The organism is Oscillatoria sp. HE19RPO, assembly GCF_024220515.1.
Classification (GTDB): domain Bacteria; phylum Cyanobacteriota; class Cyanobacteriia; order Cyanobacteriales; family Laspinemataceae; genus Laspinema.
The window spans coordinates 37,077-53,662 of the sequence record NZ_JAMXOT010000051.1 but is presented as its reverse complement, the minus strand read 5'-3'; the positions used below and the strand labels follow the sequence as shown (position 1 = coordinate 53,662).

Here is a 16,586-nt window from a genome sequence, read left to right as displayed (position 1 = left end):
GGGTTGTTTCCTGTATTTTCATGAATTCAAGTTACCAAGTCGGGCATTTTTTACTTTCCTATTCTAAAAGTTGTTATACTAAAACAATGAGCAAACCCTCTCGGCAAAATATTGGGGCGCACTTCAACAATAATAAAATTTTACGTTACTTGCTTTTAATCGCGTTTGGTTGGGCGATTATTCAAGTCTTAGAATATTTTGAAACCGTTATCGTTATTTTTATTTTTGCGGCTATTCTAGCTTTTTTGCTGAATTATCCTGTCAAATGGATTCAGCGATGGGTTCCCCATAATCTTGCAGTTATTATAGTTTTTCTAACCAGTATTCTCATATTTGGGGGACTCACGATTACTCTAGGGGTCTCTGTCTTATCCCAAGCTCAACAACTCCTGGAACAATCTCCTGAACTCTTACAGGGTCTATTGGATTTATTAGACTACATCCAAGAAGTCTTAGCGCGCCGGAATTTAGAATTAGATTTAACCGCCATTGAAAACCGTCTGCGCGAGGAAGCCTTGGCAGGAATTGGGGTAGGTTTAATGACGGTTCAAAAAATATTATCTAACTTGGTAGATTTGATTTTAATAGCCGTTGTTGCGTTTTTCATGCTGTTAGATGGCAGAGAAATTTGGGATTTATTTCTAAAAATTTTCCCCTCTCATTGGCGAAGAGAGGTTACCCTGGCTATTCAGAAAAATTTTCTGGGATTTTTTTGGGGGCGGTTAATTTTATCCATATTTTTTGCAATTTCTTGTTTTGTGGTGTTTGTCATTATTGATATTCCTTATGCTTTAATTTTGGCAGCAGTGGGCGGACTTTTTGATTTAATTCCGGGAATTGGGGCAACTATAGGAATTAGTTTAATTTCGCTGATTTTATTACCCCAAGGAATTTGGCTGAGTATCAAAGTATTAGTTACTTGTATTTTGCTGCAACAGGTGGAAGAAAATTTACTCATGCCGCGAATCATGAAAGATTCTATCAATGTCAACCCAGTTATTATGTTTTTAGCGTTATTGATTGGAGCTAGAGTTGCAGGATTGATAGGAATATTTTTAGCAATTCCAATTAGTGGTGTATTAATTAGCTTAGGTAAAATTGATGAAATGAAGGGAGACTAATAAGTGCTTATCCGGAATCCGGTTATCAAAGGTCTATAGAAACAAACCCACAGCCTGTTCTATGAGCGTTCCGTAAGCAAAGGGTGGGGCTACAGAGACTCAGCCAGGGGGCGCGGGCTAAGAGAAAAACAACTTTTTACAACCGGATTGGGTATTAATTAAATTCAGAAAAGTTTCTCATAAAAAAACCGGGCTTGATAACCCGGTTAATCGGAATTTAAAGAAAAATGTTTGAGGGATTATAACAGGGGACGGATTCTGTTTCGATAGGCTGCTTCATCTAAACCCATTCCTTGATTTGCCCGATCCGGAGGAATCATTTGTTCGAGGGCGGCAATGCGATCGCTACTGGCGGGATGGGTACTTAAAAAGGTCGGTGGAGAGGGTTTGTCGAGGAGTTTTTCAAAAAATTGAACGAGACCCCGAGGGGAGTAACCGGCATCCATGAGAATGGCTAAAGCCCCGCGATCGGCCTCATATTCATGTTGACGACTCCGAGGCAACCGGAGGGCTAATTCTACCCCGAGTTGTACCGCAATATTGTTATCGACACCGGCAGCACCTGCTAACCCTCGGGCAATGATCACTTCGCGCATTTGCCGAATGGAATGTTTATGGACAATATGGCCAATTTCATGACTCATCACTCCCGCTAATTGCGCTTCATTATCCACGGCTTTCAAAAGCCCTGTGGTCACATAAACAAACCCGCCCATTGTGGCAAAGGCATTAATGCTGTCATCCTCAACAACCTGGAAGGTGTAGGGAAGATTGGGCCGATCGCTTTGCGCTGCTAACTGCTCGCCTAATTCCCTAACGTAGTTATTAATTTGAGTATTTCCATATCGCTTAAATTGACGACTGAGAATTTGCTGGTTGATTTGTTCACCCAGTGCAACTTCCTGGGCATCGGACATGGTACTCAGTTGGAGTACCTCAAGTCCCGGCCCAATTAACCTCCGGGGGTTCTTTGCCGAACTCGGATAGGATGAACTGAAGATTAAGGCGATCGCCATAATCGCAGAAATAATCGGGTAAATCCAGCGACGATTAACTCGATGAGAAATCCAAGCGTAAAAGTTGAACATAATTAATGTGAGGAATGTGTGAACAAACAGGACTGATAGGTTGGAATTGATCTCAGGTATTTTAACCGCGATCGCAATGCTTCCAGGACTGAGATATCCCCTTGTCCGATCATCTGGGCAATTGATAGACTGCCCTCTCTACAGATGGAGTGACCTCTTAAAACATCCGGCGTCAGTCCTGTCTGATATCTTTTACGACTCAACCAAAGACCTTGATATTTTCAAGACTCCTGGACTGTTTAAGGCCGGTTGATTCAGTCTACTTCCAGCATAAGCGATCGCCTGCCTCTTGATCCATTGACGAATCTGCTCAGAGGCAGGTTGCCATTCACCATCCCTCAGAATCCTCCCCGGGGGTTTGTAGAACTGAAGGGTAAAGAAGGAATTAGCTCAAGAGGAGGGTGACTCGGAATGGGCCCAACGCCAGAGGATCTGAGGTTCGAGGGTTCGCCAAAATTGCGATCGCCCGGAGATTAACAGGGTTCTTCAAAAACTCCCACAGGTTGGACTAATAAGGTAATACAGTGAATGCCGACAATGCGAACAGGTTCTCCGGGTCCGATCGCAACTTCGAGATCGCACCGCGCAGGCCAATAACTGCCTCTAAAATGGACTCTCCCGGCTATATAGGGGCCTCGAATCATCTCATCCACAATGCCAATTTCTCCGGGTCTGCCAAGAGTATATTTTAAGTTGGGGTCTTGATATTCTTTGATTCGGGTGGGATGGGGAGCAAAGAGGTTGTTTAAAAAACTAAACATGGGATCTCAGTTGAACGCGACAATCCCACCCTAAAATGCTTGCTAATTTCTTGGGGATACTCTCGTGTCACTCTCTGAATTGGTTGCTGGATCCGGATGTTTTGGAGGCGATTTGATCGGAGTTAATCCCCAATCCGAGTCAACCCTTGCTGATGGACTTGTGCATTTCCCGAACTGCCACATTTCAGAACAGGCGATCGGACGATTACTCCTCAACACATCCTTTAATATTGCGAACCGATGCGCTGGACTGCTGGACAATCACCGGACAATCATCCTGAGTCTGCCAAAATTGCCGCAGGGTGTAATGAAGGACCATCGCCCAAAATAAAATCATAAATGCCACCAAACCCAACTGTTGAGGGGAGATAAATCGTCGCAGAGGTTCTGACTGTGGCTTCTTTTCGTCCATAATACCTCCTAGTTTGGGTCATCTGCGATCGCCCAGCACCTGTTGGGTTCATTCCAGGAGAATAGAGCGTTCAATGAACATCGAACGCTTTGGTTACAAATTCCCCTATTTGCTATTTTATGCTAATTTTCCAAGTTTCGGGTATCAAAATCGTCTCGTTGACCGAGTAAAATTTACCGAGTTTTTCAGCTTGAATGCGCCAGGGTCTAGGGGAGGGCTTCAGGGTTTAAATCCTAGAATGGATAAGGCGTTGACGTTACAGGGTGTGGCATCAAACCGAATCGATTCCACCGGATTGGAATTGTTGGTCAAAATTGCCATCTCGCCATTAAACAGAAGCGATAGAAGCGATCGCGCCTCGGACTAGAAATAACCGAGTCTAAAAAACCTGAAGCGTTCCCCATTGGCCAATTTTCATCAAAGTATCATCACTGTACCTGATTGTGCAGGGATGTGGGTTTTAATGACGAGACTAATCCCGGATTAGCAACATCTTCCCCCCTCAGGTTGGGGAGTCGCTTACTTTGTCCCTTCAGTTGACTGAAAATCTGGGACCAATTTAAGGTAAGAACTCTAGGCAATAATACACATATCGTTGCATTAAATAAGGTCAAAAGGATAAATTCAAACCAATTTGATAGCACCATAAAACTCTCCCTACTGAAGCTGATTAGATAGTGGGTTTAATTATAAGCGCTAGTTTAAGCGAAATGGTCAAATTTCAGCCCTTTCCATAATTAGAATTTCTTCTAGTTCCTATAAACGATTCTCAAGATAAGATTGATTACACCAAAGGGCTTTCTCTATGAGTCAGTTTCTATACAGAGCAATTGTTTCAGGGTTTTTATGTTATTTTTTGCTATATTGAGTTATAATCTAAATTGGAAGTTCCGTGCCTTCTGGGTCACGGTCTGAAGCGCAGTAGAGAGGGTAATATGGAGTCTGTTTAACACCTTCAAAAACCTTTCATATTAAGTATAAACTACCAGAGAGGTTCTGGCTTCTACTCCACTCCCCTAGAACCCTAATGAGTCCCTCAAACATTAGGGTTTTCCAAAGAATTGCACCGTGAAGGAGACTGAGTGTCAAGAAGCCAAACGCACAACCGACCCAAAATACCCAGCGAGATCTCCGAAAAGCTGTCTTGCTGTGTATTTTGGATTATAAACACAGAGATATTATCGACCAGCGGCAACGCTTGAAATCTTCTTGAATACGTCCAGGGATTGACGACAGGCTTCCGCACACTTTTGACAATGTGGGTTGTCATTGGTTTCACATTCTTTCGCACAAGCTTCGCAGATGTCGATGCAGGCGCGAGAGACTTGTTCAATGAATTGAGAACCTCGACTCATAAACCCGGCAATGGTCCAGCACATTTGAGAGCAATCTCGGCATAAGCGAGCGCAATCGGGCATATTGCCAATACATTCGTCGGCACAATGCTCGCAATGAATAGCACAATTCACGATCGCATCTATACTAGATTGATTAATTTCATGAGGCATGAAAATTTTCCTCCTTTGTTTCCGATGAAGTTCTAGCCTCTACATTATCGGTGCAGGGTGGCAATATCCTCTATCTAAAGAGTGGATAAAGTTCTATCTCTTCTGGCGGATGCCAATTTCATCTTGGTTTCACTTTCAGGTTATACCCTGCAAAAGATTTGTTCAGGGAAGCCCGGGATAAAAATCATTTAATTTGTAGGGGTATGATTTGAAGAAATCAAAAATAAAAACTTATATTTATGAAATCCAGAGAGAACGATTATTTATTAATTGTTGTCAATATAACAATTTCAAATAGCTTCGCATAACTGAATATCCCAGGGTTATAGTATCATAGAGAGGAATAGAGAACGGTTGGTCAATATGAAGGTACTCTTAGTAGAAGATGAACCCGATTTAGGGGCAGCGATTAAACGGACCCTAGAGCGGGAAGCTTACGTGGTAGACTGGGCTAAGGATGGGAAAGAGGGTTATGATTATATTGAGAGTTATAGCTTGCAACCTGTAGAAACCCCCTATACCCTGGCGATATTTGATTGGTTATTACCGGCATTATCAGGGATAGAATTGTGTAAGCGCCTGCGGGCTTCGGGCAGTGCTTTACCTGTACTGATGCTAACTGCAAAAGATAGTATGGAAGATAAAGTGGCTGGGTTAGATGCTGGTGCGGATGATTATTTAGTTAAACCGTTTGGGATGGCGGAATTATTGGCAAGGTTGAGGGCATTACAGCGGCGATCGCCTCAATTGCAACCCCAGCAGATTCAGGTGGGAAATCTGACTCTCGATTACGGCACTCGTACCCTCTATTGCCATCAGAAAACCGGGGAACCTGTCGCTATTTCTATGACCAATAAAGAGTTTCAGTTGTTAGAATATTTGATGCGTCATCCTCAGCAAATTATTACCCGCGATCGCATTTTGGATCGGCTGTGGGAATTGGGGTCAGAACCCGGAAGCAATGTAGTCGCCGCCCAAATGCGTCTGCTGCGTCGGAAACTCGCCGAACAGGGTTATGATCGCCTCATAGAAACGGTGTATGGATTGGGATATCGCTTCAAAGCTGAAGACTAAACCAAAGGGGAATAAAACAGCGTGAATCACAATCAACTTTTTCAAAAAACTCGCTTACAACTGGCTTGTTGGTATGCTGGAGTTATGGGGGTGATTTTGGGGTTATGTGGGTGGGGAATGTATGAAGCGATCGCCCACGCCCATTGGATGACCCTGGATCGCGAATTAGAATCCGTTGCCGGGGCCCTCCATAATAGTTTGGAAACCGTATTGCAAGAACCAGCACAATTAGAGCCCGAAATGGGCCGATTTTTGCCAGATTTATCTACTCAAGATGAGCAGTGTTGGGACCGAGAACTTAATCGGGAACGACACGCGTTCGGGGCGCTTCATCAAGGGAATTATTATGTTCGATTACTCGATTTAACCGGCAATTTAATCGCCGTAGCGGGAGTTAGTTCTGATGGATTATCCGAGGTAGAAAATGCAGAAATATGGCAAACTCTCACGGATAGTCAAGGGACTCGATTTCATCAAATTTCTGTCGTTTTACATACAGAAGATGGCCGAGATTGGGGAAGTTTGCAAGTGGGGCGAAGTTTGAAAGAATTTGATGACTATTTAGGGGCAGTTAAAGTGATGATGTTAATCGGATTACCTATTGCTTTATTAGGGGTGGGTACTGCCAGTTGGGGATTAGCGGGAGTTGCCATGCAGCCGATTTATCAGTCCTATCGTCAAATTCAGCAATTTACCGCCGATGCTGCCCATGAATTACGAACGCCGTTAGCCGCAATTCGAGCCACAGTTGAATCAAATTTAAGAGTTCAAAGCCCTAATTTTGAGGAGATTTTCGATACCTTAAAAACCGTGGATCGCCAAAATTCACGCCTCTCTCAACTTGTGAATGATTTGTTATTATTATCCCGAATGGATCAACAAGAACTCCCCATCAAATCTTCCCATTGCTGTCTAAATGATGTGATTAGCGATGTGGAAGAAGAAATCGCCGCCTTGGCGATCGCCTCCAAAGTCAAGCTCAGGAAAGAGATTCGAGTTCAGCAGGTAGTCCGGGTGAAAGGGAATGAAGAAGAACTCTATCGACTGGTGTTTAATTTAGTCAGTAACGGAATTCAATATACTCCATCAGGAGGGGAAGTTACTCTAATTTTAGATGTCAGCGATCGCCATGCCATTATTCAGGTTAAAGATACGGGTATTGGAATTCATCCTCAAGATTTAAACCGGATTTTTGACCGTTTTTATCGGGTGAATAGTGACCGCGCCCGCCATACCGGAGGTTCAGGTTTGGGACTCGCTATTGCTCAGGCGATCGCCAAAACTCATCACGGCAATATCCAAGTCTACAGCGAATTTAATAAAGGCAGTTTGTTTACGGTACGATTGCCGATTTTGGAGTAACTAATGATGAGGCTCCTCATGCTCTCTGAGATTGCATTCTTCATTTTCATATTCGATTTCTACCGTTATATGTTCTAAAGCGATTGGAGTGGCAATATCTTTTACCCGCCTTTTTACCTCCAAAATTTCTGCTTTGGTTGCATTTTTATCCACCACTACATGAGTCGTCATCACGTTATTTTCTCCTTCTTGTGACCAAACATGAGTGTGATGGGTGGATTTGACCCGCTCGATTTCGCAAATTTGCGTTTCTATTTCTTTAACATTAACATTAGAAGGGGTAGCTTGGAGAAAAATTTCTACGGTTGATTTTAAATTTCGCAGGGCATTGTAGAGGACGTACAGGGTAATCCCAATAGACAGCAACGGATCGAGGATGTATAGGTTAGAAAACAACAGCACGATACTGACAATTAAGACAGCAATCCAACCGAGGACATCTTCGAGTAAATGCCAGGAAACCACCCGTGCACTCATGCCTTGACTCCCTCGCAACCGCAAAACCGCCATTCCATTAACGATGACACCGACAATGGCAAACAAAACCATTCCTTGAGCGTCAGCAGGTTCGGGATTAAACAGTCTTGGAATCGCTTCGGATAAGATAATTAGCGACCCCATGCTTAACACGATCGCGTTAATTGCCGCACCAAGTAAGGAGAAGCGGCGATATCCATAAGAATATTTATTGGTTCTGCCTCGCTGGGAATATTTTTCTAGATACCAGGATAAACCCAAGGAAAAGCTATCGCCTAAATCGTGGAGGGCGTCTGACATAATCGCAAGGCTATTTGTCCAGAAACCGCCAATCAGTTCAAAAATGGTAAAGCCTAAATTCAGCAAAAAGGCAAATTTTATGTTACGGGTTGTATTGTTCGCGTGGGTATGATTATGATGGTGATGAGTCATTTGGAATCCTTTTAAAGGTTAGATGGACGAGTTTCTAGTTGCGCTAAAGCGCTATCTTCCTCATAATGCACATAAGTATGAATTTTTACAAGTTTAGCGGCGATCGCTACAGATGCCGAATCCTCCCACGGGAGGATTTATGATGAAAAACTCCCTGGAGTGGCTGGCATACGGCGATCGCCTGAGATTTCATCCCCATTTCATTTTTCCCTGTTAAGCTGGGTAAGTGAAATATCATTCACCATTATTAGTAGATCCTTCGACTTATGCGATCGCTCAATTACTCTAACCTAACCCCGACCTTACTGGCTGCTATCCTGCTTGTGATGACGCCTACGCCAGTTTTAGCTGGTCCTGGACATGGACATGGAAATGAGTTTGAAGGAGGTGCAGATGCCAGCCACACACCTGGGGGAGTTGAAGTTGATGCTCAAACCCTTGAACGCATGGGAATTTTAGTGGAACCCGTGCAACAATCGGTGATGGATACAGGAATCAAAGTCACAGGACAAATTGAAACGTTACCCAATCAAACTGTAGAGGTCACTGCACCGATCGCCGGGAAAATCATTGAATTATTAGTGCAACCGGGAGATGCGGTTCAAGCGGGAGATGCTGTGGCAATTTTGTCAAGTCCAGAATTAGCAGCTTTGCGAGTCGATGCACTCCAAAACCAGGCAGAAGCTGAATCTAATCTCAAGCAAGCTGAGGCAAATTGGCAACTGGCACAACAAAATTATCAACGACAGGTAACCATTGCTGATGCAGAAATGGCCCAAGCGGAACAGCAAGTGGCAACAGCTCAATCGCGCTATGAACGGGATCGGAATTTGGTGGAGGAACGCGGGGTATTAACCGCCGCAGAAGAAGGGTATCGCCGCCAAGTGGAATTAGCAGAATCGGAAATTGCTGCAGCGCAGAAACAAGTAGAAATTGCTCAGTCTCGCTATGAACGAGATCGGCAGTTAGTGGAAGAAGGCGGAGTGCTTTCTGTTGCCCGAGAAAACTATCAGCGCCAAATGGAACTTGCAGAAGCCGAAATTGCTCAAGCGGAAACGGAATTAGATGTTGCCCAGGAACGGTTTGAACGGGATCGGGAATTAGTCGAACAAGGGGCAATTCCACGCCGTCAGATGCTGGATTCCGAAGCCCAGTTTGCGGCGTCAAAATCTGCCTTAAAACGCGCTGAAAGTCGGTTAGGGCAACTGGAAGCCGAATCCGAAGTGAAACGAGCCGAAATCGATTTACCCTTAAGAGACTTGCGGGAATCAGAAGAATTATTAGCGCGATCGCAAACCGAATTAGCCCGCGCTCAAAGCCGTTTGGGACAACTGGAAGCTCAAGCCGAAGTAAAACGGGCTGAAGTAGATTTACCGTTAAGAGATTTGCGGGAATCTGAAGATTTATTAGCCGAAGCGCGAGGGCAACTGACTCGGGCGAAAAGTCGCCAAGGGGTGATTGCAGCAGAAGCCGAATTAAAACGAGCGGATGCGGAATTAAAAGCCGCTAAATATCAGGTTAACTTGAGCGATCGCACCTATCAAACTCGCCTAAATCAGTTAAATATTACGCCGGATGAACAGGGAACCGTTACCGTGAAATCTCCCATTTCTGGCGTAGTTGCTCATCGAGAGATTACCCCGGGTCAATCGGTGGAGGCAGCCGGAACGACTTTAATGAAAATCCAAAATCAGGCGCGGGTGGGGGCCACCGCCAATCTATATGAAAAAGATTTACCCCAAGTCAAAATAGGACAACAAGTCAATATTAGAGTCGCAAGTTTTCCCAATCGCATCTTTACTGGAAGAATTGATTATATTGCCCCCGATGTCCAAGGAGAAAGCCGAGTGATTCCCGTGAGGGCGGAAGTAGATAATGTGGGGGGAGAATTAAAACCGGGAATGTTTGCTGAGTTAGAAATTGCTACAAATAGAACCAGCGAAGGGGTAACCAGTATTCCGGAAAGTGCTATTGTAGAGGTGAATAATTTGCCGGTGGTTTATGTCCAAAATGGACAACAATTCCAGCCGGTTGAGGTGAGACTGGGGCAGAAATTTGGAGAGCGAATTGAGGTCAAGGATGGATTATTTGCGGGCGATCGCATTGTCACCCAAGGGGCGATGCAACTCTACGCCCAATCCCTCCGAGGGGGCAGTAATAGCGGCGATGATCACGCCGAAGAAACCGAAACTGAGGCAACTGAGATGAATGCATCAGGGTTAATGCAGTGGGGATGGCTACCTCTAGCAGGGGCGATCGCAGCCGGTGCATTTTGGTTGGGACGGCGCACTAAAGTGGTGAAAAAACCAACTGCACCGGACCCCAATTTTACCCCAGAAGGGTATGAGTTGCCTGAGTCTGAGAGCGGTGACTCTTGCGAACTGCCAGTTCTAGTCAAAAATAATCATCATGTTAATCAAAAATAAAAATACACCAGGATAAATTAATAGTGAAAGAATTAAATTTAACAATAAAATTTAAGGTAATTAAAAAAAACACTTGATGTAAAGCTCTATTTTTGGGAAAGTTATCATCAAGAGTTTGCTTGTAATTTTTCCTCAATTTTACCTCGCAGATAAACATTAAAATTACCCCCTAGTGATCAATGCTCAATAGTATCCTGAAATGGTCGATCGCCCAGCGATGGTTAGTCGTGATTGGAGCGATAATTGTCACAATTTTGGGCATTCATACAATTTCCCAAATGCCCTTAGATGTGTTTCCCAATTTTGCTCCTCCTCAAGTGGAAGTTCAAACCGAAGCCCCCGGATTAGCCCCGGAAGAGGTGGAATCTTTGATCACCTATCCCATTGAAAGTGCCATTAATGGAACTCCCGGATTAGAAACCGTGCGATCCGCTTCTGGAATCGGACTATCGGTGGTCAAAGTGATTTTTAAATGGGGGACTGATGAGTATCAAGCGAGGCAATTAGTCACCGAACGATTGCAGCAAGCAGTCAGTAAATTACCCGAAGGGGTGGAAACGCCACAAATTTCTCCGATGTCTTCTCCGATTGGCACAATTCTTCAATATGCCTTTACGGTGACGGGAGAGGGAGAAACCACCTTAATGGAGTTAAGACGATGGGTCGATCTCGATATTATTAATCGGTTACTGGCAGTCCAAGGAGTGACTCAAGCCATTGCCTATGGCGGCGATGTTCGTCAATATCAGGTTTTAGCGGACCCGGTACAATTACAGGCTTATAATGTGTCTTTAACTCAAGTTGAAGAGGCAGCGGAAGCAGCTAACACCAATGCGGCTGGGGGTTTTTTACAGAGTCCAGACCGGGAATTAATTATCCGAGGAATTGGGCGGATAGAATCCATAGAAGATTTACAAAAATCTGTGGTAACATCCCGTAATGGTACGCCCATTCTATTAGAAGATGTGGCCGAGGTAAAAATTGGGGCTGCCTTGAAACGGGGCGATGGGAGTGTGAATGGACAATCTGCCGTGGTGCTGATGGTGAATAAACAACCCCTAGCAGATACTCCAACAGTAACGAAAGCGGTGGAGGAGGCGATCTCAGAACTCCAGGCAAGCTTACCGCCCGATGTCAAGATAATGGTCACCTTTCGGCAATCGGATTTTATTGATGCTTCTATTAAAAATGTCAGCGATTCTCTGCGAGATGGAATTATCATCGTTTCAATTATTCTGTTTCTGTTCTTAATGAATTGGCGCACTGCCGTGATTACCCTGAGTGCCATTCCCTTATCCTTAATTATTGGATTAATGGTGATGAATCTCTTCGGTCAAGCCATTAATACCATGACTCTGGGCGGACTGGCCGTTGCCATTGGTTCCGTGGTAGATGACTCCATTGTAGATATGGAAAACTGTTACCGAGGGCTAAGAAAAAACCAAGCGTCAGAGAATCCAGTTTCTCCGCTTCAAGTGGTTTATGATACTTCGGTAGAAGTGCGGGTCAGTGTGGTATTTTCTACGATCATTATTGCCGTTATCTTTGCCCCTATTTTCACCTTAACCGGCGTTGAAGGGCGAATTTTTGCACCGATGGGAGTGGCCTATTTAGTGTCGATTTTCGCCTCAACCTTTGTGGCATTGACTCTATCCCCGGCCTTATGTGCGTTTTTATTAGCCTCTCAACCCTTACCGGAAGAAGAAACCTGGGTTTCACGGGTTTCAGAACGACTGTATCGGCCTTTATTGCAATTTTCGATTCAATTGCCCACTCTGGTTATAGGGATAGCTACGGCTGCATTTATTGCTTCTTTGATTGTCTTGCCATCCTTGGGACGGGTGTTTTTACCAGAGTTTCAGGAACGATCTTTAATGAATGCAATGGTCCTCTATCCGGGAGTATCTTTAGAAATGACTAATCGGGCGGGTTTAGCGATTCAAGATGCCCTGAAAGATGACCCCCGGTTTAGTTGGGTACAGATGCGATCAGGACGAGCACCGGGAGATGCTGATGCTGGGGGCGTAACCTTAGGACATTTGGATGTGGAGTTGAGTGATGAGGGGATAGAAAATCGGGAAGAGGCGATCGCCAAGTTACGGGAAGAATTCGACAAATTACCGGGAGTTGCCCCCAGCATTGGCGGATTTATCTCTCACCGCATGGATGAAGTCCTCTCCGGAGTCAGAAGTGCGATCGCCGTCAAAGTCTTCGGTCCTGAACTCCCGGAACTCCGCATTCTGGGGGGGCAAGTCCGGGATGTGATGCAGGATATTCCCAGCATAGTAGACTTGCAACTCGAACCCCAAGTCCCCATCCGTCAGGTGCAAATTCACTTTGATCGCCCTGCTGCTGCCCGCTATGGATTAACTGTGGGGGACTTGTCAGACATGGTGGAAACCGCCTTGAATGGACGGGTTGTTTCCCAAGTGCTAGAACAACAACAATTGTTTGATTTGGTCGTCTGGCTAAAAGAAGATTTTCGCAACAATTTAGATACCATTCGCAACTTATTAGTTGATACCCCTAATGGTACAAAAATTCCTCTCGCCCAAGTCGCCCGGATTGATTATGGCACGGGTCCTAATACCATTAACCGGGAAAATGTCTCCCGCTTAATTGTTGTTTCGGCCAATGTTTCTAAGGGAGATTTAGGCAGTATTGTAGAGGAAGTTAGAGAAAAGATTCGCGAATCGGTGCAACTTCCAGCAGGATATTTTATCCAATATGGGGGACAGTTTGAAGCAGAACAACGGGCGACCCAAAACTTCCTAATATTTGGGTCATTAGCCCTGATTGTGATTGCTATTTTAATGTATTTTGCAGTTAAATCTCTAGCGAGTACGGTGATGATTATGCTCAATCTCCCCTTAGCAATTACCGGCGGAATTTTTTCCGTTGCTTTGGGGGGTGGTGTTCTTTCTGTCGCTTCGATGGTGGGATTTATTACCTTGTTTGGGGTTGCTACCCGCAATGGGCTGTTATTGGTGGATAATTATAATTCTAAACTCGCTGAAGGAATGCCGCTCAAATCGGTAATTTTTCAGGGTTCAATGGAACGGTTGACGGCGATTTTAATGACTGCTTTAACTTCAGCTTTAGGGATGTTACCCTTGGCGATCGGAACCGGGGCCGGAAAGGAGATTTTACAACCCTTGGCGGTGGTGGTCTTGGGGGGATTATTTAGTTCCACGGCGTTAACCTTGTTAGTAATTCCGGCGCTTTATTCTCAATTTGGCCGGAGGTTAAAGCCGAAACAAGCTTCTATAGAAAATAGGGAGGAACGGTTTGATGATGGAGTGAAACCCGTTACGAATTCTTAAGCTATTGTCAAGAATAGAAGGTCATACTCAAGGAGAACTCAAAATGTGGCGATCGCTCAAATTAGGTTGTATTGCCGTTAGTCTGGGATTAATCGGGTTAACCGCCTGTGGAACCGGAGAACCGGACTCAACTGTGCTAGAAAGTGAGATGGAAACCCCCACGGAAACCACAGCAACACCCCCGGCAACGACCCCAGAAAAACCCCTGACCCAAGGGGTACAGGAGATTAAAGTCGGTCCGTATCATTTAGAGTTCGTGGCGTTACCGGAGCCCGGAGGAGTCCAATTAGATTTTTATCTACAAACCGAAGAGACTCACGAAGCGATTCCCGGTGCTACGGTTACCGCGCAGGTGGAAACGCCCACTGGGGAACAACGAACCCTAGAACTAGCCTATGACGAACCCGGGGAACATTATGCCGCCTTCCTACCTGCGGAAGTATCTGGGGAGTATAAGGTGGCAATTCTCACGGATATTCAGGGGGAAAAAGTTAATGGGCGGTTTGCATTCAATCGGGAGTAGGCAGGAGTTGCGCATCCGTTGAAAATCCACCCTAAATGTAGAGGCGATTCGCGAATCGCCTCTACATTTAGGGAACTCCAAAAAATCAAACCTCCAAAATGTTGGTAGTGACTCCTTCACCGAGTCATCTTTAAAGAAACCCCTGAAGGGGGGACGTTGAACGTTTGAATGATTTATATTGTGCAATCCCCTTAGTTAAAGGTTAAAGCCAATAAAAAAGCTCAGATATTGAATATCTGAGCTTTTTCGGGTTAAGCTATAAAATGAAAAGGGTTCATCTTATGGGTTTCCAGAAAAAAACTCTCCGATTGTGACTAGAGGATCCTGGCACCGAAGGTTTCAGTGCCTGTAACCTTATCATTCGGGAGATTTCATCGTTTGGAGTTCCACTAATCTAAACTTAGTAGCCTTTCGAGAAGTTATTGCGACGGCCACCACGACCACCGCCACCACCGCCGCCGCCAAAGGAGCCACGGTCTTCACGGGGTTTGGCCTTGTTGACTTTCATATCGCGACCCATCCACTCAGCCCCATCAAGGGCTTCAATCGCAGCGGTTTCTTCAGTTTCAGTGGACATTTCCACAAACGCAAAGCCGCGCACACGACCCGTTTCTCGGTCGGTGGGCAAGTTGACTCGCTTAACAGAACCGTATTCTGCGAATACGGCACTCAGATCTTCTTGGGTAACTTCATAAGAGAGATTACCAACGTAAATAGACATGGACTAACTCCAAAATTCAACGGATGTAGAGGTCAAGTTTTCGGAGAGAAGCCTGTCCAGACGAAAGGGAGAAATACCTATCAATACTCGAAACAAACACTGCAACCGAATTTCAATCTCATCCATAAGAATAACACAGTTTTTTCAGTTTGGGCAAAGCCATCCGTAATTTTTCGTAAAATAGGCTGAAACCCTTTACTCTAGGTATTTTCTGGGATTGAAATTCCCGGGCGATCGCCTCTTTTTTGAGGATAAATCTCGCCGCATCAATCCCTCAACCCTCAAAATCCCACCAGGGTTCTTGAGTGATTTTAGGAACCTCTTACCCCTGAACCCGGAGGAAGTGACGAGGGAAAATGCTGGAAACAGCATACCGGGCCCCCCTGGATCTGCGGCCCTTTCCAGCCTGGAACTGTTTGATCGCCCCCCTAGAGAGTCGGGTCACTTCCTATCCTGCCTACAGTTCGGGTGACATTGCTAACATTGCGGAAGTTCTGAACCGCTGATGGTAACTGCTTCTGCATTCTTTTTGCATTCCTGCTAGACTCTGTGTCAAAGTCCGGTTAGCCTCATGGTTGAACTGAAAGACTCACCAAGATCTAGAAACACTACTCTATATTGAGGAAAGGAAAAATGTGTGTATCCTGTCTATTGATCTCAACCCTGATGGTCTTTACCCCAGCACAAGCGGTTGACCAAAACCCTGAGATTATCTCCATCCCAACTTACAATCAGGAGTCATCCTCGGTGGTTGCGCAGGAAAACCAAGCGGCGATCGCCACATTGCTCAACAAGCTTCCCGACTCCCCGGAATTAGACCCCTTACGAGTAGAACTCAACAATCTCTACGCCGAATTAGGATTAGCTCAAAATGATGTTGAAGCCGATCTCGCCCTCGATCGCGCTGTAGAAGCGGTTCGCGATCGCTTCATTGATAACCCCAATGTGGGACAAATTCGGGAAATTCTCATGGACTTGCGCGAGGCTGAATACGAAAAACTCTCTGGGGATCTTTCCTCTCTCCTGTTTCCGCAACAAACCGCTTCCTCCGTCACTCTACTTCAGTCCCAAGGCAGTCGATGGGGTTGGCTTTCCTAAGCAATGCTCACCGCAACCCTGACTCGGCGCGAATATTTGATGTTTCCGATGTTTGTTCTATCTATATAGCCTAGGGGTGACATCTATGAACTCTATTATGAAATGCATCTCGATAGGTATAAATCTATAGATATGCATTCGGGACAGGAGCACAGCGGTGCTTCTTTTTTTTTGGGGCTACAAAATTTCTACCCAACGCTCTTGACATCTAATCCTCCATTATGATTTTTTCCTGACTCTCTCCCTAGCCTTCGTCTGGG

General features: G+C 45.1%; 14 protein-coding genes. 8 read left to right on the top strand and 6 right to left on the bottom strand.

Annotated elements, in window-relative coordinates; genetic code table 11:
- Nucleotides 1-86: 86 nt before the first annotated feature.
- Nucleotides 87-1,121 (top strand): AI-2E family transporter, encoded by a 1,035-nt coding sequence (locus NG833_RS06010; protein WP_254564401.1) that lies wholly within the window; start codon nt 87-89, stop codon nt 1,119-1,121.
- A 239-nt stretch (nt 1,122-1,360) separates the two neighbouring features.
- On the opposite strand, the gene NG833_RS06005 is transcribed toward NG833_RS06010, so the two are convergent.
- From NG833_RS06005 to NG833_RS05995, 3 genes are all read right to left on the bottom strand, one after another.
- Nucleotides 1,361-2,209, bottom strand: coding sequence for a M48 family metallopeptidase (locus tag NG833_RS06005; protein ID WP_254564400.1), 849 nt, complete (start codon nt 2,207-2,209; stop codon nt 1,361-1,363).
- A 473-nt stretch (nt 2,210-2,682) separates the two neighbouring features.
- Nucleotides 2,683-2,970: an NfeD family protein gene (locus NG833_RS06000; protein ID WP_254564399.1), complete on the bottom strand. Its 288-nt coding sequence runs from the start codon at nt 2,968-2,970 to the stop codon at nt 2,683-2,685.
- Nucleotides 2,971-3,175: 205 nt separating this feature from the next.
- Nucleotides 3,176-3,382 (bottom strand): hypothetical protein, encoded by a 207-nt coding sequence (locus NG833_RS05995; RefSeq protein ID WP_254564398.1) that lies wholly within the window; start codon nt 3,380-3,382, stop codon nt 3,176-3,178.
- A 73-nt stretch (nt 3,383-3,455) separates the two neighbouring features.
- On the opposite strand from NG833_RS05995, the gene NG833_RS05990 reads away from it, so the two are divergent.
- Complete coding sequence (locus NG833_RS05990) at nt 3,456-3,749, top strand: hypothetical protein (RefSeq protein ID WP_254564397.1); 294 nt, start codon at nt 3,456-3,458, stop codon at nt 3,747-3,749.
- Between the two features lie 811 nt (nt 3,750-4,560).
- Here the strand turns inward: NG833_RS05990 and NG833_RS05985 are convergent.
- Nucleotides 4,561-4,890, bottom strand: a complete 330-nt coding sequence (locus NG833_RS05985; RefSeq protein WP_254564396.1) for a four-helix bundle copper-binding protein — start codon at nt 4,888-4,890, stop codon at nt 4,561-4,563.
- Between the two features lie 363 nt (nt 4,891-5,253).
- Here NG833_RS05985 and rppA point away from each other — a divergent pair, with 363 nt between their 5' ends.
- Nucleotides 5,254-5,964: a two-component system response regulator RppA gene (gene rppA, locus NG833_RS05980; RefSeq protein WP_254564395.1), complete on the top strand. Its 711-nt coding sequence runs from the start codon at nt 5,254-5,256 to the stop codon at nt 5,962-5,964.
- 21 nt (nt 5,965-5,985) lie between these two features.
- The gene (rppB, locus tag NG833_RS05975; protein WP_254564394.1) at nt 5,986-7,326 is read left to right on the top strand and encodes a two-component system sensor histidine kinase RppB; all 1,341 of its coding nucleotides are present in this window, start codon (nt 5,986-5,988) and stop codon (nt 7,324-7,326) included.
- On the opposite strand, the gene NG833_RS05970 is transcribed toward rppB, so the two are convergent.
- A complete protein-coding gene (locus tag NG833_RS05970) occupies nt 7,327-8,235 on the bottom strand; it encodes a cation diffusion facilitator family transporter (protein ID WP_254564393.1) in 909 nt (302 codons plus the stop codon).
- Between the two features lie 266 nt (nt 8,236-8,501).
- Between NG833_RS05970 and NG833_RS05965 the strand changes: the two genes are divergently transcribed.
- The 3 genes from NG833_RS05965 (at nt 8,502) to NG833_RS05955 (ending at nt 14,507) form a co-directional block, all read left to right on the top strand.
- Nucleotides 8,502-10,661, top strand: coding sequence for an efflux RND transporter periplasmic adaptor subunit (locus NG833_RS05965; protein WP_254564392.1), 2,160 nt, complete (start codon nt 8,502-8,504; stop codon nt 10,659-10,661).
- Nucleotides 10,662-10,840: 179 nt separating this feature from the next.
- On the top strand, nt 10,841-13,984 hold the full coding sequence (locus tag NG833_RS05960) for an efflux RND transporter permease subunit (RefSeq protein WP_254564391.1): 3,144 nt from the start codon (nt 10,841-10,843) through the stop codon (nt 13,982-13,984).
- Nucleotides 13,985-13,988: 4 nt separating this feature from the next.
- Entirely contained in the window at nt 13,989-14,507 is a 519-nt protein-coding gene (locus NG833_RS05955) for a hypothetical protein (RefSeq protein WP_254564390.1), read from the top strand.
- Between the two features lie 400 nt (nt 14,508-14,907).
- On the opposite strand, the gene NG833_RS05950 is transcribed toward NG833_RS05955, so the two are convergent.
- Nucleotides 14,908-15,228, bottom strand: coding sequence for an RNA-binding protein (locus NG833_RS05950; protein WP_254564389.1), 321 nt, complete (start codon nt 15,226-15,228; stop codon nt 14,908-14,910).
- A gap of 633 nt (nt 15,229-15,861) precedes the next feature.
- On the opposite strand from NG833_RS05950, the gene NG833_RS05945 reads away from it, so the two are divergent.
- Nucleotides 15,862-16,326 carry a hypothetical protein gene (locus tag NG833_RS05945; RefSeq protein ID WP_254564388.1) on the top strand — a complete coding sequence of 155 codons (465 nt, stop codon included), beginning with the start codon at nt 15,862-15,864 and terminating at the stop codon, nt 16,324-16,326.
- Nucleotides 16,327-16,586 lie beyond the last annotated feature (260 nt).